Genomic DNA, 17,450 nt, shown 5'->3' with positions numbered 1-17,450 from the left:
GGAGGATCGGTTGCCCGGCGTCCTATGCCGGTCTAAGCCGTCGGGCGGCCCGCTCCGGCGTAGTCGTCGCCCTGCTTCCGGTAGGTGTGCACCTGCACCGCCTGCCCGGTCTGCGGGGCGTCGATCATCTGCTGGTTCCCGATGTACAGCCCGACGTGGTGGATCTTCGTGTTCGGCTCGCCGTAGAAGATCAGGTCGCCCAGCTGCGGATCGGTCACCTTGTTCACGCTGTGGTACTGCGTGTGGGCGGTGCGCATGAGCTTGACGCCGGCGCTCGCGTACGCGGCCGTCGTCAGGCCGGAGCAGTCGAAACCGGGGTCGCCGCCGCCGGTGCCGTTGCCGCCCCAGACATACGGCAGCCCGATCTTGTCGATGGCGAAGTTGACCGCGCTCAGCGCCGCCGCGTTCGGCGGCTGCGGGCTCTGGCCGACCGTGCCGTAGACGTTCACCGTCGCGAGCGTGCGGTGCATCAGCAGCGGCGCGGGCTGCAGGGTGCTCACCGCGTTCCACCACGTCTGGCCCTGGCCGAGGTCGCGGCCGCCCGCGCACAGGGCCCGCCCGGCGGTGAGCGTGGCGTCGTCGATGTTCTGCGGGTCCGGTTTCCCGCCGGTGGCCGAGGCCTGGAACCGGTCCCACACCGAAGGCGTCAGCTGCAGCGGGCCGCTGGCGTTCGCGGACGAGACGACCTTGTTGTAGAAGTCGCGGACCTCGACCGCGCCGAGCGGTTTGGTCAGCACGCCGTCGGCGTTCAGGCCCGAACCGGCGGCGCGGCCGTGATCGGAGGCGATCTTCCCGAGCGCGGCCAGCGTCACCCAGGAAAGCCGGCACCCCGGCGTTTCCTTGCTCAGCGTGACGGTGGTCTTCGCGTAGCCGGTCATCGCGCGCAGCGGGATGTCGAGCCAGCCGCTGGTCTTCGACACCCAGGCGTCGAACTCCTGCCCCATCTGCTGCGGGACCTTCGGCTGTTCCTTCGGCATCTCCGCCGGAGCGGACGACGACGGCGGCGGCTCGGGCGGAGCCGAGGACTGGACGGCGGCGGCCTCCGTCTTCGGCTCGTCCTTCGGCGCGAAGGTGATGGCGGCGACCAGGGCCGCGGCCGCGACGACCACGGCCGCGGCGATCACCGGAAGTCTGCGGCGGCGCGAGGTCTCCTGTTCCATCACCGGCCCCCGGTGATCCGGCCGAGGACGAAGTCGCGGAAGGCGTCGACGTCGGTGGTCAACGCGACGTCGATGGTGCGGCCGGGTACGGCCTGCGGATCGGTGCTTCGCAGCCTTCGCCGGTCCACCAGTGTCGCGCCGCGGGCGGGACCGAAGCCGCATTCGACGTCCACGGGGTACGCCTCGACGTCGAGGATGCCCGGCCGGATCGCTTCGGCCACCGCGACCGCGTCGTGCATGACCATCCCCGGCATACCGAGGATCGGCGTGTAGTGCTTCACGTACGTGGGGGTCAGAGCTTCGAGCGCCGCGCCGAGCGGGCCGGACGCGGCGAGTTTGCCGAGCCAGTCCGTGTCGACCGAACACTGGTGCGTGATGTCCAGCGGGACCAGCACCGTCGGGATGTCCTCGTCGACCAGCACCCGGCGCGCGGCCTCGGGGTCGCTCCAGATGTTGAACTCGGCCGCGGTGGTGGAGTTCCCCTTGGTCACCCCGCCGCCCATGACGACGATCCGCCCGATCTTCTCGCGGACGTCCGGATGGGCCGCCAGCAGCAGCGCGATATTCGTCAGCGGGCCGATCGGGGCGATGGTCACCGGCTCGTCGGCGGCCTCCAGCAGATCCACCAGCAGGCGGACGGCGCCGCGTTCGTCGAGCGGGCGCTTCGCCTCCGGCAGCGTCCCGGCGTGGCCGGACAGGCCGTCCTGGCCGTGGACGTACCCGGCGGGCTTGGCGTTGTCGTACACCATCGGCCGCGCGGCGCCGGCCGCGACGGGGACGTCGTCGCGGCCGAAGAGTTCCAGCAGGCGGCGGGCGTTGGAGGTGGTGTGGCTCAGCGGGACGTTGCCGAACACCGTGGTCACGCCGAGGAGTTCGACGTCCTCCGATTGCGCGGCCAGCGCCAGCGCGAAGGCGTCGTCGACCCCCGGGTCGGTGTCGATGATCAGCTTGGTGCCCATGCGCGTGCTCCCCTTTGCGGTCGGCGGCCTGAACACAGGTTACGGTCACCGGTATGACGTCCATGTGGGGTGCGCCCGCGCTGTCGCGGCTCCGCGCTTGGGGCCAGGCCCGTCGTGATCCGCGTCAGGCGAAGTTCCTGACCAAGGACTCGCTGCGCTGGGTGCTGCGAAACCGCGCGTACACGCCTTGGTACCTGGTCCGCTACTGGCGGCTGCTGAAGTTCCGGATCGCGAACCCGCACATCATCCTGCGGGGGATGGTGTTCCTCGGCAAGGACGTCGAGATCCACTGCCGCCCCGGCTACGGACGGCTGGAGATCGGCCGCTGGGTGCACATCGGCGACGGCAACGCGATCCGCTGCCACGAGGGTTCGCTGCGCATCGGCGACAAGGCGGTGTTCGGCCGGCAGAACGTCCTCAACGGCTACCTCGACATCGAACTCGGCGCGGCCACGCTCGTCGCGGACTGGGTGTACATCTGCGACTTCGACCACGTCACCACCGACATCACCGTCCCGATCAAGGACCAGGGCATCGTGAAGTCGCCGGTGCGGATCGGGCCGGACACCTGGATCGGCACCAAGGTCTCCGTGCTCAAGGGCACCCGGGTCGGCCGCGGCTGCGTCCTGGGCGCGCACGCCGTGGTGCGGGGCGAGATCCCGGACTACTCGATCGCCGTCGGTTCGCCCGCGCGCGTGGTGCGGAACCGGCAGGACGACTACGCCGCCGACGCCGCCCGCCGCGAGGCCGTCGCGGACATGGCGCGCAAGGCGAACAAGGCACTGCAGAAGACCCTGGGCGTCGACTCGTAACTCGCGTGATGTCCGTCTGATCACGCGTGTCGTCCATCCGATCACGCGTGTCGTCCGCCTGATCACGGCCACGGCTCACCACGGGGAGGCTGTCCGGCGGCTCCGGTCTACGCGGTGGCACCCAACGGTCGTCAGGCGTGACCGGATGGACGACTCGCGTGATCAGACGGACGACACGCGTGACTGGATGGACGACACGCGTGCACTAGCCGCGCAGTTGCTCCCGGACCTCCATGAGCGCGAAGCCCAGGAGGTTCTGGCCGCGCCAGTAGTCGGGGCGCGTGGCGTTCTTGTCCTCGCGGGCGAGGCCGCTGCCCCAGACCAGGTCCATCCTGGACGCCTCGACGATCACCTTGTCGCCCGTGCTCAGCAGGAACTCGCGCTCCTCGGCGTGCTGGCGGAACTTCTCGAGGTTGCCGTCGATGACGATGTCGAAGCGGTGCCGCTCCCAGACCTCGGCGTCGAATCCGGTGACCTCGCGGCCGAGGATCTTGGCGGTCTTGGGGTCTGGCGCCTGACGGATGTTGGCCGCGGCCTCGTGATCGCCGAACAGCTCCGCCTTGCTCGCCATCATGTAGTGCTCGGCGGTCGGGTACCGTTCGCCGCCCGCGACGAACGGCGCCAGCCACCACTGGCTCAGGCAGGCCGCGTTGATGCGGCCGCTCTTGAGCGGGGTGTGGCCGTAGAAGAGCTGGTACTCGGGCTCCGCGCCGCTGTGGACCAGCTCGCGCAACGCATCGAGACTCCGGACTCCGTCGACCTTGCTCACCATGCCGACCAGTGGACCACAGGCCACCGACAAGTCCCTCAGTGGCCCACCGCGGCGGTTCAGACCAGGAAGTGGAACAGCGGGCTCCCCGGTTCCACCCGTTCCACCTGCAGCGGGCTCGCCTCCAGCCGGTGCAGCAGGCCTTCCAGGTCACCGGGCCGCGCGAGTTCGACGCCGATCAGCGCCGGGCCGGTCTCGCGGCTGTTGCGTTTCACGTACTCGAACCGGGTGATGTCGTCGTCCGGTCCGAGGACCTCGTCGAGGAACCGCCGCAGCGCGCCGGGCTCCTGCGGGAAACCCACCAGGAAGTAGTGCTTCAGTCCTTCGTGGATCAGCGACCGTTCGAGCACTTCGCCGTAGCGGCTGACGTCGTTGTTGCCGCCGGAGACGACGCACACCACGATCTGCCCGGGGTCGATCTTCACCGCCGTGCCCAGCGCGGCGGTCGCGAGCGCGCCCGCGGGTTCGGCGATCACGCCGTCGGACTGGTACATCGCGAGCATTTCCGTGCAGATCGCGCCCTCGGCGACGTCGGTGAGCTCGACACCGCCGTCCCGGACCAGCGGATAGGTCACCGATCCGGCCTGCGCGACCGCCGCGCCGTCGACGAAGGTGTCGACGTTTTCGAGCCGCACCGGCTCACCGGCCGCCAGCGCGGCCGCCATGCAGGTCGCGCCCGCCGGTTCGACGCCGACGATCCGCATCTCCGGCGCCCGTTCCGCGGCCCACGCGGCGATCCCCGCGAGCAGCCCGCCACCGCCGACCGGCACCACCATGACGTCCGGGATGAACCCGAGCTGCGCGACGACCTCCATCGCGACCGTGCCCTGACCGGCGACCGTCTCCGGCGCGTCGAAGGCGGGGACCAGCGTCGCGCCGGTCGTCTCCGCGTCGTGTTTCGCGGCGCTGAAGGCGTCTTCGTAGGTCTCCCCGACGACGATGACTTCGATATGCGAGCCGCCCAGCGTCGCGATCCGCTCGCGTTTCTGCCGGGGAGTCGTGCCGGGAACGTAGACGCGGCCGTTCGCGCCGAGGCGGCGGCACGCGTACGCGACGCCCTGAGCGTGATTGCCCGCGCTCGCGCAGACGACGCCGCGCTCCCGGTGCTCCGCGTCGAGCTGGACGATGAAGTTGTACGCGCCGCGGATCTTGTACGAGCGCACGGTCTGCAGGTCTTCGCGTTTGAGCCAGACCCGGGCGTCGACCCGCGCCGAGAGCCGCTCGTTCGGTTCGAGCGGCGTGCGGGTCACCACCCCGGCCAATCGCTTGGCGGCCTCTTCGACCGTTCGGGCGCTCACCGTTTCGATCCCTTGCACGAATGCTGAATGTACTTACCGGCCCCGGCCACGACGGAGAGACGTCCGCTTTCCGCCGGGCACGGTGCAACCGAACCGGGCACGGACACCGTCTCCCGGACATGACGGTGTTCACCCGGTCCCTCGCGCTCGGCCTGGTCTTGCTGCTCACAGCCTGCGGAGCGGAACCCGCCCGCGAAGAACCACCAGCGCCGCTGCCCGTCACCCAGCAGGTGGACTCCGGCACGGCGGCGGCGGTCACCGCTGCCGACGCCTTCGGGCTCGACCTGCTCACCGCGCCGGCATTGGCGAGCGAAAAGAACCTGGTGCTGTCACCGGCGAGTGTCTCCACGGCGCTGCAGATGGTCGGCGCGGGCGCGATGGGCGACACCGCCGCGCAGATCCGGAAGGTGCTGCGTCTTCCCGGAGACGGGCCGCTCGTCCCGCCGGTCACCGGCCACGAGGACCTGAAGGTGTCGAACACGGCCTGGATCCAGCGGGGCCTCGGGATCAAGCCCGGATACCGGGGCGCGTTGCGTGATCGGTTCGGCGCGGCGACGAGCGACGAGGACTTCGTCGCCGACCCCGGCGGCGCCCGCGAGCGGATCAACCGGACGGTGGCGGACCAGACCCAGGGGAGGATCGAAGACCTGTTCCCGGAGAAGTCGATCACCGAGGACACCCGGCTGGTCCTCGCCAACGCGCTGTACCTGAAAGTGCCGTGGGCGCGGGAATTCCCCCGCGACCTCACCGTGGACGCGCCGTTCACCCGGTCCGACGGGTCGGCGGTGACCGTCCCGATGATGCGCACGGCCCCGGAGATCCAGCTGGGTTACGCCGAAGGACCGGGGTATCAGGCGGTCACGCTGCCCTATCGAGGCGGGCGGCTGGCCTTCACCGTGATCGTCCCGGCCGCGATCGACGCTTTGCGCGGCAAGGGGATCGCCGCGCTGCTCGGCGAGATCCGGCCTGCCACCGTGGAACTGGCCATGCCCAGGTTCACCGTCAGGTCCGCGCTGGACCTGACGGGGCCGCTCAAGGAAGCGGGCATGCCGGCGGCGTTCGGTCCCGCCGCCGACTTCAGCGGCATCACCGACGAAGCCCGGCTAGAGATCGCTTCGGTGCAGCACAAGACCTTCGTCCAGGTCGACGAGGAGGGCACCGAGGCCGCGGCGGCCACGGGGGTCGACGCCCGCTCCGTGTCCGCCGAGCTGCCGCGCACCGTGACCGCCGACCGCCCGTTCTTCTTCGTCATCACCGACACGGCCACCGGGTCGCCGCTGTTCCTCGGGCGGATCGGCGACCCGGCGGCCGGCTAGCGGAAGGCGGCCAGATGCGTCCGCGCCCAGGTCGCGAACGGCCGCGGCGCCCGTCCGGTGAGGTCCTGGACGGCACCCGTGACCGCCGAGTCGTCGAACTCGCCCTCGGCGAAGAACCGGAAGAAGGCGTCGACGTACTTCTCCGGCATCTCCGCGCTCATCGTCACGCGGGCCTCGGCGTCCGAAAGCGGCTCCAGCCGTAGCTCTCGCCCGAGCAGTTCACTCAGGACACGGAGCCGGTCGGCGGGCCGGAGCGAACCCGGCCCGGTGATGGCGTACGCGAGCCCTTCGTGTCCCGGCGTGGTCAGCGACTCCGCGGCGACGGCGGCGATGTCGTACGGGTCGATCGTCGCCACCGGGACGTTCGCGAACGGCTCGCGGACGACGTCCCCGGCGCGAAGCTGCGGGATCCACTGCAGCGAATTCGACATGAACCCGCTCGGCCGCAGGAAGGTCCACGCGAGCTTCGAAGCGCGCACCGCCGCCTCGGCCGCCATGTGCATCCCCGCGACGGCGTTGTCCGCGTGCCCGCCGACGACCGAACGGGACGACAGCAGCGTGACCTGCTCGACGCCCGCGTCCCGCATCACCGCCAGCGCGCCCGGCATGTCGTCGTACCCGCCGAGCAGGAAGACCGCCCGGACACCCTCCAGCGCGGGCTTCAGGCTCGTCGGCTCGTTCAGATCTCCTGTCACTCCTTCGACGCCGTCCGGCAACGGCCGCGGCGTGCGGACCAGCGCGCGGACGGGATGCCCGCCGCGCGCCAGGATTCCGGTCAGTTCCGAGCCGACGTTGCCGCCTGCCCCGGTCACCAAGATCATGCGTTTCTCCCCAGTGCGGTGGCCGCCGTCACAGGCCGCGGCCGTCGCCGGTCACCCTGCCAGGGAGATCAGGGCGGCTCAAGGCGACTTGGGCACCGCCGGGTACGGGACGAAGGTGCTGGTGTTCTCATCGACGGTCAGCTGCTTGCCGATCGTCGGGAACGCGCGCTGCGAACAGGCCGGTCGTTCGCAGACTTTGCAACCCATGCCGATCGGGGTGGCCGCGGCGCGGTCGTCGAGATCGAGCCCGGTCGAGTAGATGAGCCGTTTCGCGTGCCGCAGTTCGCAGCCGAGGCCGACGGTGAACGTCTTCCCTGGGCTGCCGTAGCCGCCGATGTTGCGGGACACCGTCCGCGCGACCCAGAAGTAGCTCTTGCCGTCGGGCAGGGTCGCGATCTGGGTGAGGATCTTGCCGGGCTGGGCGAACGCCTCGTAGATGTTCCACAGAGGACACGCGCCGCCGACGCGGGAGAAGTGGAAACCGGCCGCGGACTGGCGTTTCGACATGTTCCCCGCCCGGTCGACCCGCACGAACGAGAACGGCACGCCGCGGTTCTTGGGGCGCTGCAAGGTCGAGAGCCGGTGGCAGACCGTCTCGAAACCGACGCCGAAGTGGTCGCACAGCCGCTCGATGTCGTAGCGGAAGCGTTCGGCGCTCGCCAGGAACGGTCCATAGGGAAGGATCAGCGCGCCCGCGAAGTAGTTCGCGAGCCCGACGCGGGCCAGCGAACGCGCGGCGGGCCCGGAGAACGCCCACGAGTCGGCGAGTTCGGTGATCAGGTCGTCGTATTCCAGCAGCGCGATCTGCGAAGCCATCCGGAACGCCTGCTGCCCGACGCGCAGGCTCGGCGCCAGCCGCAGCACTCGCGGCCCCGGTTCGTAGCGGTGCTGTTCGCCGTTGGTCTCGTCGATGCCCTCACTCGTGACGTCGACGCCGTAGCGCTGGATCAGCGTCTCCTTCAGCGCCGCGAGCACCTGACCGCGTTGCAGCGGGATGTCGTGCGCCATCCGTTCGGCGCGTTCGTCCAGCTCGGCGACGTAGTTCTCCCGTTCGTAGAAGAAGTCGCGGACCTCTTCGTGCGGCAGGGCGGTCGCGGCGCTGCCGTGCAGGCCGAGGCCGTTCTCCGTGGTCAGCGCAGCGGTGTTCTCGACGGCGTTGCGGTAGCTGCGATGCAGTTTGACCAGGGCCTGGGCGATCGTCGGCAGGTTCGTGGCGAGGTCGTTGAGCTCGCTGTTCGTGACGTCGACGCCGAGGATCTCGTCGAGCAGCGCTTCCTTCACATCCGCGACCAGCCGCGCGGTGTCGTTGTTCGCGAAGAACTCGGTGTCCACTCCGAACGCCTGCGTGATGCGAAGGAGCACCGGGACGGTCAGCGGACGCGAGTTGTGCTCGATCTGATTGAGGTAACTGGGTGAGATCTCCAGCACACGAGCGAGATCCGCCTGGCTCATCGACCGGCTTTCGCGCAGATGCCGCAGCTTCGCTCCGGCGAAGGTTTTGTCCACTGAGGCCTCTCTGTCCGCAAGGTTTCCGGGCCTGAACGATTCAGTGAACGGTCAAGCCCGTGGATTTTGCCCCGGCTTGCGAACCTGCGATTCGCAACCTTTGCAAGATGCTACGGAAGCTTCGCAGAAATTGGCAAATTGGAGGCCTGGATCGGATTTCCCCTGTCATGTCAGGGTCGGATCAGGAAAGGCGATCACTCGCAAACTTCGCAACACCGGGAGAATCCGATGACTCAGCACGCGCAGCAGCTGGAGCAGGCGGCCGCCGAACTGGCCAAGCAGTGGGAGACCGACCCCCGCTGGGCGGGCGTGAAGCGTTCGTACTCCGCGGCTGACGTGGTCAAGCTGCGCGGCAGCGTGGTCGAGGAGCACACGCTCGCTCGCCGCGGCGCCGAGAAGCTGTGGGACCTCCTGCACACCGAGGACTACGTCCACTCGCTGGGCGCCCTGACCGGTAACCAGGCCGTGCAGCAGGTGCGCGCCGGCCTCAAGGCCATCTACCTGTCGGGCTGGCAGGTCGCCGCCGACGCCAACCTCTCCGGCCAGACCTACCCGGACCAGAGCCTCTACCCGGCCAACTCGGTGCCGGCCGTCGTCCGCCGCATCAACAACGCGCTGGGCCGCGCCGACCAGATCAACTGGGCCGAGGGCAACACCGACATCGACTGGTACGCCCCGATCGTCGCCGACGCGGAGGCCGGTTTCGGTGGCCCGCTCAACGCTTTCGAGCTGATGAAGGGCATGATCGCCGCCGGTGCCGCAGGTGTGCACTGGGAGGACCAGCTCGCGTCCGAGAAGAAGTGTGGTCACCTCGGCGGCAAGGTGCTGATCCCGACCAAGCAGCACGAGCGCACGCTGAACGCCGCGCGCCTCGCCGCGGACGTGCTGAACGTGCCGTCGCTGATCGTCGCCCGCACCGACGCGCAGGCCGCCACGCTGATCACCAGCGACGTCGACGAGCGTGACCGCAAGTACGTCACCGGCGAGCGCACCGCCGAGGGCTTCTACAACGTCACCAACGGCATCGACCCCTGCATCGACCGCGGTCTGGCCTACGCCGAGTACGCCGACCTGCTGTGGATGGAGACCTCCAAGCCGGACCTCGAGGTCGCCCGCCAGTTCGCCGAGGCGATCAAGGCCAAGTACCCGGACCAGATGCTGGCCTACAACTGCTCGCCGTCGTTCAACTGGAAGAAGCACCTGGACGACGCGACGATCGCGAAGTTCCAGCGCGAGCTCGGCCACATGGGCTACAAGTTCCAGTTCATCACCCTGGCCGGCTTCCACGCCCTGAACTACTCGATGTTCGACCTGGCGCACGGTTACGCCCGCGAGGGCATGACCGCCTACGTCGACCTGCAGGAGCGCGAGTTCGCTTCGGAGGACCGCGGTTACACCGCCACGAAGCACCAGCGCGAGGTCGGCACCGGCTGGTTCGACAACGTCGCGACCGCGCTGAACCCGGAGAGCTCGACCACCGCGCTCGCCGGTTCCACCGAGGCCGAGCAGTTCTGATCCCTCGCAATTAGGTGACAGGTGGCGGTCTTTCGACCCCCGGGAGACCGCCACCTCCCTTCCCTTCTATCTCTCGCGAAGCCCAGCGGAGGCACACCATGGTTGAGAAGCTGAACTACCGGATCGACGTCTGCGGACCTGCCGGTGACCGGTTCGACGAGATCCTCACCCCGGCCGCGCTGGACTTCGTGGCCAAACTGGACAACGCGTTCGCCGGCCGCCGCCGCGAGCTGCTCGACGCGCGCCGTCTGCGCCGCGAGAAGCTGCAGTCCGGTGAGGAGCCGCTGGGCTTCCTGCCCGAAACGCGCTCCATCCGCGACGACAGCAGCTGGTCGGTCGCCCCGGCCGCGCCCGGTCTCGAAGACCGCCGCGTCGAGATCACCGGACCGACCGACCGCAAGATGACGGTCAACGCGCTCAACTCCGGCGCGAAGGTCTGGCTCGCCGACTTCGAGGACGCGACCTCGCCGACCTGGCACAACGTCATCGACGGCCAGCTCAACCTGTTCGACGCGATCCGCCGCAACATCGACTTCACCACCGAGGCGGGCAAGCGCTACACGATCGGCGACGAGCCCGCGACGATCGTCGCCCGCCCCCGCGGCTGGCACCTGGTGGAGAAGCACATCCGCATCGACGGCCGCCCGGTGTCGGCGAGCCTGGTCGACTTCGGCCTCTACATCTTCCACAACGCGCGCCAGCTGCTGGCCCGCGGCAGCGGCCCGTACTTCTACCTGCCGAAGCTCGAGAACCACCTCGAAGCGCGGCTGTGGAACGACGTCTTCCTGCTGGCGCAACGGGAACTCGGCATCCCGCGCGGTACCGTCCGGGCCACCGTGCTGATCGAGACGATCACCGCCGCGTTCGAGATGGAGGAGATCCTCTACGAACTGCGCGAGCACGTCTCCGGGCTGAACGCCGGCCGCTGGGACTACATCTTCAGCGTCATCAAGAACTTCTCGTCGCACGGCGCGGACTTCGTGCTCCCGGACCGCGCGCAGGTGACGATGACCGTCCCGTTCATGCGCGCCTACACCGAACTGCTGGTGCGCACCTGCCACAAGCGCGGGGCGCACGCCATCGGCGGGATGGCCGCGTTCATCCCGAGCAAGGACCCGGAGATCAACGCGACCGCGCTGGAGAAGGTCCGCCAGGACAAGGAACGCGAGGCGAACGACGGTTTCGACGGCTCGTGGGTCGCGCACCCCGGCCTCGTCCCGGTCTGCCGCGAGGTGTTCGACGAGGTGCTCGGCGGCTGGCCCAACCAGCTCGGCAAGCTCCGTGAGGACGTCGTCGTCACCGCCGAGGACCTGCTCGACGTCGCCAGCGCGGGCGGCGAGGTCACCGAAGCGGGTGTCCGCGCCAACATCAACGTCGCGCTGCGCTACATCGACGCGTGGCTGCGCGGCACGGGCGCGGCGGCGATCCACAACCTGATGGAGGACGCCGCCACCGCCGAGATCGCCCGCTGCCAGGTGTGGCAGTGGATCCGCAACGGCACGAAGCTCGAAGACGGCACCGCGCTCACCCGCGAGCTGGCCGTGTCCTATTTGGACGAAGAGCTGGCCTCGGTGCGGGCCGAACTGGGTGAGGGCAACCGGCTCGGCGACGCCTACGAGATCTTCACCGAGACCGCGCTGGGCGAGAAGCTGCCGAGCTTCCTCACCACCGGCGCGTACGCGCGATACCTGACCACTCACTGATCCAGGCTCCGGCCGCCTCTACCTGACGCGGGGCGGCCGGGTTCCACACCGGTTTGGGACGGTGTGGCCCAACGGGTCCGGTGGCGGCGGCTCCCCGCCACCGGACCCGCTTCACGCGCGCGCCCCTCCGGTAGCGCCTGTCGGGCGTGCGCCCGTCGCGGAGGCCCCGTCCTCACCACACCACCGTGGACGGGGCCTTCGCGGCTTTCTCATGCCGCAACTCGCGTGATTAAAGGCGTAACTCGCGTGATTGAAGGCGTAACTCGCGTGATTGAAGGCGTAACTCGCGTGTCTGGAGGCGGATCATCGTGTTACGCCTCCAGACACGCGAGTTACGCCTCTGATCACGCTCACGGGACCGGACGAATCGGTCACGGACCGCGATTAGGTAGGGGTACGTAGTGATACCCCCGTTGTTTCGGCGGCGGGTCGCGCGGATGCTCTGCGCCGGGTGGGGATTCCGCCCGTTTCCCCGAGGAGCCACCATGAAGAAGCAGTTGAGAACGCTCTTGGCCGCGACCTTCGCCGTCCTCGCCGTCGCCCTCGCCGCCCCGGCGGTGTCCGCTTCGGCCGGGGTCTCGGCGCAGCCGGACTGTGTCCGGCCGTGCCACTTCTGATCTTCGCCACCTAGAGCAGCCCGGGGGTCGCGCCCCTCGCGACCCGCGACTCTCGTGGAGGGGGATCCGGGTCCCCCGACGTCCCGGATTCCCCTCCGCCCTCGTCTTCCCGCGGCGCGCATGTCGCGAAAGCCACTTTCGGGACATCAGACGTCGCGAAAGTGGCTTTCGCGACATGCCTCAGCCGGCTGCTCACCCGCCGACGTTGCGAAAGCCACTTTCGCAACCTTCAACGTTGCGAAAGTGGCTTTCGCAACACGCGCACCAGCGCCGAACTCACCGCGTTTAGTCCTCTGAATGCGGCAGGTGATCAGGGCTCGAAGGCGTTCCCGGTCGCGATCTTCGGCCGCCCCAGTTCCACCGGCTCCCCGACGCGGGCCCGCCGGTAAACGGCGACGGTCGCCTCGGCGATCCGCCCCCAGTCGAAGTCCGCGGCCAGCCGCGACTGCGCGGTCAGCGCCCGGCGGGCGGCGGCGACCTCGTCGTCCAGCACCGCCTCGACGGCGTCCCCGAGCGCCTCGACGTCGCCGGGGCTGAACGCCAGGCCGGTCTCGCCGTCGACGACGACCTCGCCGAGCCCGCCCGCGGTCGAAGCGACCAGCGGCGCCTTAGCGGCGGCCGCCTCCAGCGCGACGATGCCGAACGGCTCGTACCGGCTGGGCAGCACGACGGCGTCGGCCGCGGCCAGCACGGCGCGCAGTTCGCGGTCGGACAGGTGCCCGACGAAGTCCACCGCGCGGCGTACGCGCAGCTTGCGGGCCTGGTCGACCAGTTCCTCCAGATGCCGTCCCTTTCCGGCGACGACCAGCCGCGTCCCCGGTTTGGCGCGGCGGATCCGGGGGAGCGCGGCGAGCAGGTCCTGCACGCCCTTCTCCCATTCCAGCCGTCCGAAGTACAGCAGCAGCGGCGCGCCGGAGGGGCTGTAGACCTCGCGCGCGTGCGCGACCTCCTCCGCGGGCACCTGCCAGGTGCGTTCCTCGATGCCGTTGTGGATCACGGTGACCGCGTCGGCGTCGACCTCGAAGAGATGCGCGACCTCGCGGCGCATGGCCTGCGAACAGGTGATCAGCGCGTCCGAACGGTTCGCGAGCCACCACTCGACGGAGTGCACCTGCTGGTTCAGCGGATGCGAGAGCCAGCCGGAGTGCCGCCCGGCCTCGGTGGCGTGGATCGTGCCGACCAGCGGCACCCGCGCGGCCTCCGCGATCGCGATCGCGGGATGGGTGACCAGCCAGTCGTGCGCGTGGACCACGTCCGGCTGCCAGGTGCGCAGCAGGTCGGTGGCGGCGCGGACCATCGCGTGCCCCATGGCCAGTGTCCACGCGACGAGGTCCCGTTCGAAGGTCACGTGCATCGGATCCTCGGCGACCCGGATGATCCGGACGCCCTCGACCACGCGATCGGTCCTCGGATGGGTCTCGGCGTCGGTGCCCGCCGTGTGACGGCACAGGACGACCACGTCGTGCCCCTGCCGGGCGAGATGCCTGGCCAGGGCGTGGACGTGCCGTGCGAGTCCGCCGACGACCACGGGTGGGTACTCCCACGACAACATCAGCACGCGCATGGGTGGAGGTTACTCGTGAGTCGGTCGTCACCGGGACGGGGCGATCACCCCTCCCGGTGAACCCGAGCGAGCGCGACAGGAGCGACGATCTTTGCCACCATCGGGTCGATGACGTCTTCGGTGAACGCGGCCGGACCGGCCTTCAAGTCCGTCGAACCGGTGCTCGCGACGCCGTGGTCCGCGCAGGTCGGGCCCGGCGACGCGCTGCCGGAGTACCCGCGTCCGCGGCTGGTCCGCGAACGCTGGCTGAACCTCAACGGCGTCTGGGAGTACGCGGGCAGCGGCGCACCCGGCCGGGACGGGTACGGCGAGCGGATCCTGGTGCCGTTCCCGCCGGAGTCGGCGCTCTCCGGTATCGGACGGCGGGACGAAACCCTCTGGTATCGCAGGGTTTTCGAGGTCCCGTCCGGCTGGGACGGTCAGCGCGTGCTGCTCCACTTCGGCGCCGTCGACCAGTCCGCCGAGGTCTGGGTCAACAACCAGAAGGTGGCCGTCCACGAAGGCGGATACACGGCCTTCAGCGCGGACATCACCGACGTGCTGCGCCCGTCGGGATCGCAGGAACTGACCGTCCGCGCGACGGACCGCACCGACGCCTCGACGCATCCCGTCGGCAAGCAGCGGAACGCCCCGGAAGGGATCTTCTACACCGCCGCGTCGGGTATCTGGCAGACCGTCTGGCTGGAGCCCGTGCCGTCCGCGTACGTCCGGGATCTCCAGGCGACGCCGGATCTCGAAGGTGTGACGGTTGTGCCGAAGGTCACAGGCGGCGCCCGGGTGGAGCTGATCGTGAGCGAGCCCGACGGCCCGGAAGTGGCACGCGTCGAGGGAGAGGCAGGACAGCAGTTGCGCGCGGAGGTCCCTTCGCCGCGCCTCTGGACACCCGACGATCCGTATCTCTACGACCTCCAGGTCCGCTTGCTCGACGAAAGCGGCAACCCGATCGACGTCGTCGAGTCCTACACCGGGCTCCGCACGATCGGGACGGTCGCCGACACGCAGGGCAGGCCGCGGATCGCGCTCAACGGCCGGATCACCTTCCTCCACGGCCCGCTCGACCAGGGTTACTGGCCGGACGGGATCCACACCGCCCCCACCGACGAGGCGTTGCGGTTCGACCTGGAGAAGACCAAGGAGCTCGGTTTCAACTTCGTCCGCAAACACGTCAAGGTCGAGCCGGAGCGGTGGTATCACTGGGCGGATCGGCTGGGCCTGCTCGTCTGGCAGGACATGCCGTCGCTCACCGTCTCCTTCGACGGTCCGCCCGGCACCGCGCCGGACCCGGTCCCGGAGGCCCAGGCGCGGTTCGAAGCCGAACTGACCGAGATGATCGAGCAGTTGCGCGGGGTGACCTCGATCGTCGGCTGGGTGCCGTTCAACGAGGGCTGGGGCGAATTCGACACCGCGCGGATCGCGAAGCTGGTGAAGGACCTCGACCCGACCAGGCTCGTCGTCGCGAACAGCGGGGTGAACTGCTGCTTCTCGCGGCCGGACACCGGCGCGGGCGACGTTTACGACGACCACACCTACGTCGGTCCGGGAAGGCCCGCGGTGAAGGACGGCAGGGTGATCGTCGACGGCGAGTACGGCGGCCTCGGCCTTGTCGTCGACGAGCACCGCTGGCCGGGAGAGCCGCAGGCCTACGAGATGACGCCGACCTCGGCACAGCTGACGAAGCGCTATGCCGAGGTCAGCGAACAACTCGAACGGGTCATCGCCGGAACCGGCCTCTCCGGCGCGATCTACACCCAGACCACCGACGTCGAGAACGAGGTCAACGGCCTGCTCACCTACGACCGGCGGGTGGTGAAGGCGGACGCGGCGACCGTCGCGGCCCGCAATCGCGCGGTCATCGAGGCCGGTCAGTCCGGCTGAGCCTCCACCGGACCGCCCGCATCGCGGATCCGGACGGGCACCCCGAGCAGCTGAGAAGGCAGCTGCCCGGGGTCGTGACCGGGGTTCATCCACACGTCGATCGCGGGCGCCCCCTCGGCCTCGCCCTGCCCGACGCCGACCACTCCGGGAACGTCGTCGAGCCACCGGGACGCCGCCACGAGGGCGGCATCGATATCCGACACATTTTCGGCCACTACGGATGCACCCGGATCCCGAGCGACGCTTCGACCAGCGAGATCCGGTTGATCACGGTGACCACCGGCGAACCGGCGAACAGCAGCCCGACGGCGTTCTCGCTCAGGTCGGCCACGAGGCTGCCCGAGTCGCCACCGGCCGACATGTCGGTGGTCAGCAGCTGCTGCGCGAACCGGGCCACCCGGCCGCCGCCGTAGTTCACGTCGACGGTGGCGTTGATGTTCGTGATCCGCCCGGTCGTCCAGTTCGTGGTCCGGCCGGTCTTCTGCACGAGCGTGCCGACCGCGGGCGCCACGTTGGTGCCCTTGAGTTCGCCGACCCAGAAGATCCGCCGGTCGAGGTCGTGGAACTGGCCTTCGGCGATCGCGGCGTCGACGAAGTTCAACGGCACCGGCTGCCCCGCCTGGATGAACTTGATCGGCACGAACCGGCTCAGCCTGGCGATGACGTCGGTGGGGACGACGCCGCCGTCGAACGGGCCGGGCTGCAGGATCGGGTCGCCGATGGCGGCGGCGTTGGAGTTCGCCAGCACGTGGTTGTTGCTCAGGATGTAGTACCTCGGCGGTTTGCCGGGCAGCGCCGTCGCGTCGTAGACCGCGGTGCCGTAGGTGCCGGCGGTGATCTTGAAGTGGCCGACGCTCAGCCCGCCGAACGCCGGGCGGAACCGTTTGGCGAGGGTGAACGGGCCGACCTGCTCGCGGGCGAGTTCGTCGGGGCGGCTCAGGGCCGGCGCCGGGACGTCGTCGAGCACGGTGGAGGAGCCGTTCGCCTTCGATGGCGCGATACTGCGGCCCGCCTGCAGCACGCCGACCTCCTGGACGTCGGTGGGCACACCCGCCAGCGTCGCCGGGACGAGGTCGTCGTCGCGCAGCATCTCGTGCGGCATCTTCGTGTCGACCAGCACGGTGATCGCCTTCTCACCGGTGTCCCTGCCCCCGGACCATTTGGTACCGAGCGCGACACCGACCACGTTCTGCCGGTTCAGCAACGCGTCCTCTTCGGCCGCCTGCACGCTCGCGAGGGAGAGGAAATCGTCCGGGATCATATTGTTCTCGATCATTTCGGCCACACTTTTCTGGTTGTCGGCGTTGACGAAGTGCGGGAGTCCCGACGAAAGAGTGTTCCCCTGTCCGCGGGGCGGCGCCATAGTGCAATCGGGTACGGCGCTTCACCGAGGAATGTCAGTATTTCCCTTGTGCGGCAAGGGTTTGTGATCGAGCAACCAGCCATCGCGCGAGTGGTGGGGATATTCGGGGACTTTGGTCACCGGATAGCCGGAAAAGGAAACAGGCCGGCTCCGCGGAGCCGGCCTGTTTCGC

15 protein-coding genes are annotated in these 17,450 nt (G+C 69.4%); 6 read left to right on the top strand and 9 right to left on the bottom strand.

All coding sequences use genetic code 11. The features are described 5' to 3' along the window. Positions 1–32 precede the first annotated feature (32 nt). Entirely contained in the window at positions 33–1,160 is a 1,128-nt protein-coding gene (locus H4W30_RS12740) for a C40 family peptidase (protein ID WP_192743040.1), read from the bottom strand. Beyond that, on the bottom strand, positions 1,160–2,119 hold the full coding sequence (locus H4W30_RS12735) for a nucleoside hydrolase (protein ID WP_192743039.1): 960 nt from the start codon (positions 2,117–2,119) through the stop codon (positions 1,160–1,162). The genes H4W30_RS12740 and H4W30_RS12735 overlap by 1 nt, the downstream gene beginning before the upstream one ends. A gap of 53 nt (positions 2,120–2,172) precedes the next feature. On the opposite strand from H4W30_RS12735, the gene H4W30_RS12730 reads away from it, so the two are divergent. Next, complete coding sequence (locus tag H4W30_RS12730) at positions 2,173–2,931, top strand: acyltransferase (protein ID WP_007031648.1); 759 nt, start codon at positions 2,173–2,175, stop codon at positions 2,929–2,931. Positions 2,932–3,136: 205 nt separating this feature from the next. Here the strand turns inward: H4W30_RS12730 and H4W30_RS12725 are convergent, their stop codons facing one another. Together H4W30_RS12725 and ilvA are read right to left on the bottom strand one after the other, a co-directional pair. Beyond that, positions 3,137–3,703, bottom strand: coding sequence for an NADAR family protein (locus H4W30_RS12725; protein WP_192743038.1), 567 nt, complete (start codon positions 3,701–3,703; stop codon positions 3,137–3,139). A 56-nt stretch (positions 3,704–3,759) separates the two neighbouring features. Continuing rightward, complete coding sequence (ilvA, locus tag H4W30_RS12720; RefSeq protein WP_192743037.1) at positions 3,760–5,016, bottom strand: threonine ammonia-lyase IlvA; 1,257 nt, start codon at positions 5,014–5,016, stop codon at positions 3,760–3,762. Positions 5,017–5,117: 101 nt separating this feature from the next. Here ilvA and H4W30_RS12715 point away from each other — a divergent pair, with 101 nt between their 5' ends. Continuing rightward, entirely contained in the window at positions 5,118–6,314 is a 1,197-nt protein-coding gene (locus H4W30_RS12715; protein WP_192743036.1) for a serpin family protein, read from the top strand. On the opposite strand, the gene H4W30_RS12710 is transcribed toward H4W30_RS12715, so the two are convergent. Beyond that, entirely contained in the window at positions 6,311–7,135 is an 825-nt protein-coding gene (locus H4W30_RS12710) for an NAD(P)H-binding protein (RefSeq protein ID WP_192743035.1), read from the bottom strand. The two genes, H4W30_RS12715 and H4W30_RS12710, sit on opposite strands and share 4 nt — an antisense overlap. Positions 7,136–7,213: 78 nt before the next feature. Continuing rightward, positions 7,214–8,641 (bottom strand): short-chain fatty acyl-CoA regulator family protein, encoded by a 1,428-nt coding sequence (locus tag H4W30_RS12705; RefSeq protein ID WP_192743034.1) that lies wholly within the window; start codon positions 8,639–8,641, stop codon positions 7,214–7,216. Positions 8,642–8,869: 228 nt separating this feature from the next. Between H4W30_RS12705 and aceA the strand changes: the two genes are divergently transcribed. From aceA to H4W30_RS44200, 3 genes are all read left to right on the top strand, one after another. Then, positions 8,870–10,156, top strand: coding sequence for an isocitrate lyase (gene aceA / locus H4W30_RS12700; RefSeq protein ID WP_016336576.1), 1,287 nt, complete (start codon positions 8,870–8,872; stop codon positions 10,154–10,156). 98 nt (positions 10,157–10,254) lie between these two features. After that, positions 10,255–11,859: a malate synthase A gene (aceB, locus tag H4W30_RS12695; RefSeq protein ID WP_192743033.1), complete on the top strand. Its 1,605-nt coding sequence runs from the start codon at positions 10,255–10,257 to the stop codon at positions 11,857–11,859. A gap of 485 nt (positions 11,860–12,344) precedes the next feature. Beyond that, entirely contained in the window at positions 12,345–12,476 is a 132-nt protein-coding gene (locus tag H4W30_RS44200; RefSeq protein ID WP_255431986.1) for a hypothetical protein, read from the top strand. Between the two features lie 310 nt (positions 12,477–12,786). Here H4W30_RS44200 and H4W30_RS12690 read toward each other — a convergent pair whose 3' ends face one another. After that, a complete protein-coding gene (locus tag H4W30_RS12690) occupies positions 12,787–14,040 on the bottom strand; it encodes a glycosyltransferase family 4 protein (RefSeq protein ID WP_192743032.1) in 1,254 nt (417 codons plus the stop codon). A gap of 108 nt (positions 14,041–14,148) precedes the next feature. Between H4W30_RS12690 and H4W30_RS12685 the strand changes: the two genes are divergently transcribed. Continuing rightward, positions 14,149–15,915: a glycoside hydrolase family 2 protein gene (locus tag H4W30_RS12685; RefSeq protein ID WP_192743031.1), complete on the top strand. Its 1,767-nt coding sequence runs from the start codon at positions 14,149–14,151 to the stop codon at positions 15,913–15,915. Here H4W30_RS12685 and H4W30_RS12680 read toward each other — a convergent pair. Further along, positions 15,903–16,130: a hypothetical protein gene (locus H4W30_RS12680; protein ID WP_192743030.1), complete on the bottom strand. Its 228-nt coding sequence runs from the start codon at positions 16,128–16,130 to the stop codon at positions 15,903–15,905. The genes H4W30_RS12685 and H4W30_RS12680 overlap by 13 nt on opposite strands. Next, a complete protein-coding gene (locus H4W30_RS12675; protein WP_192743029.1) occupies positions 16,130–17,191 on the bottom strand; it encodes a chymotrypsin family serine protease in 1,062 nt (353 codons plus the stop codon). Before H4W30_RS12675 ends, H4W30_RS12680 begins: the two co-directional genes overlap by 1 nt. Positions 17,192–17,450: the final 259 nt, after the last annotated feature.

The sequence above is a fragment of the Amycolatopsis roodepoortensis genome, assembly GCF_014873915.1.
GTDB lineage: Bacteria > Actinomycetota > Actinomycetes > Mycobacteriales > Pseudonocardiaceae > Amycolatopsis > Amycolatopsis roodepoortensis.
The sequence above is the reverse complement of the archived record's forward strand: the minus strand, read 5'-3'. Positions and strand labels throughout refer to the sequence as shown.

What these genes read in the sequence shown, in the direction of transcription:
- aceB (WP_192743033.1), top strand. Translation starts at nt 10,255, where the DNA reads ATGGTTGAGAAGCTGAACTACCGGATCGACGTCTGCGGACCTGCCGGT.
- aceA (WP_016336576.1), top strand. Translation starts at nt 8,870, where the DNA reads ATGACTCAGCACGCGCAGCAGCTGGAGCAGGCGGCCGCCGAACTGGCC.
- H4W30_RS12675 (WP_192743029.1), bottom strand. Translation starts at nt 17,191, where the DNA reads ATGATCGAGAACAATATGATCCCGGACGATTTCCTCTCCCTCGCGAGC.
- H4W30_RS12690 (WP_192743032.1), bottom strand. Translation starts at nt 14,040, where the DNA reads ATGCGCGTGCTGATGTTGTCGTGGGAGTACCCACCCGTGGTCGTCGGC.
- H4W30_RS12685 (WP_192743031.1), top strand. Translation starts at nt 14,149, where the DNA reads ATGACGTCTTCGGTGAACGCGGCCGGACCGGCCTTCAAGTCCGTCGAA.
- H4W30_RS12740 (WP_192743040.1), bottom strand. Translation starts at nt 1,160, where the DNA reads ATGGAACAGGAGACCTCGCGCCGCCGCAGACTTCCGGTGATCGCCGCG.
- H4W30_RS12710 (WP_192743035.1), bottom strand. Translation starts at nt 7,135, where the DNA reads ATGATCTTGGTGACCGGGGCAGGCGGCAACGTCGGCTCGGAACTGACC.
- H4W30_RS12730 (WP_007031648.1), top strand. Translation starts at nt 2,173, where the DNA reads ATGACGTCCATGTGGGGTGCGCCCGCGCTGTCGCGGCTCCGCGCTTGG.
- H4W30_RS44200 (WP_255431986.1), top strand. Translation starts at nt 12,345, where the DNA reads ATGAAGAAGCAGTTGAGAACGCTCTTGGCCGCGACCTTCGCCGTCCTC.
- H4W30_RS12725 (WP_192743038.1), bottom strand. Translation starts at nt 3,703, where the DNA reads ATGGTGAGCAAGGTCGACGGAGTCCGGAGTCTCGATGCGTTGCGCGAG.
- H4W30_RS12715 (WP_192743036.1), top strand. Translation starts at nt 5,118, where the DNA reads ATGACGGTGTTCACCCGGTCCCTCGCGCTCGGCCTGGTCTTGCTGCTC.
- H4W30_RS12735 (WP_192743039.1), bottom strand. Translation starts at nt 2,119, where the DNA reads ATGGGCACCAAGCTGATCATCGACACCGACCCGGGGGTCGACGACGCC.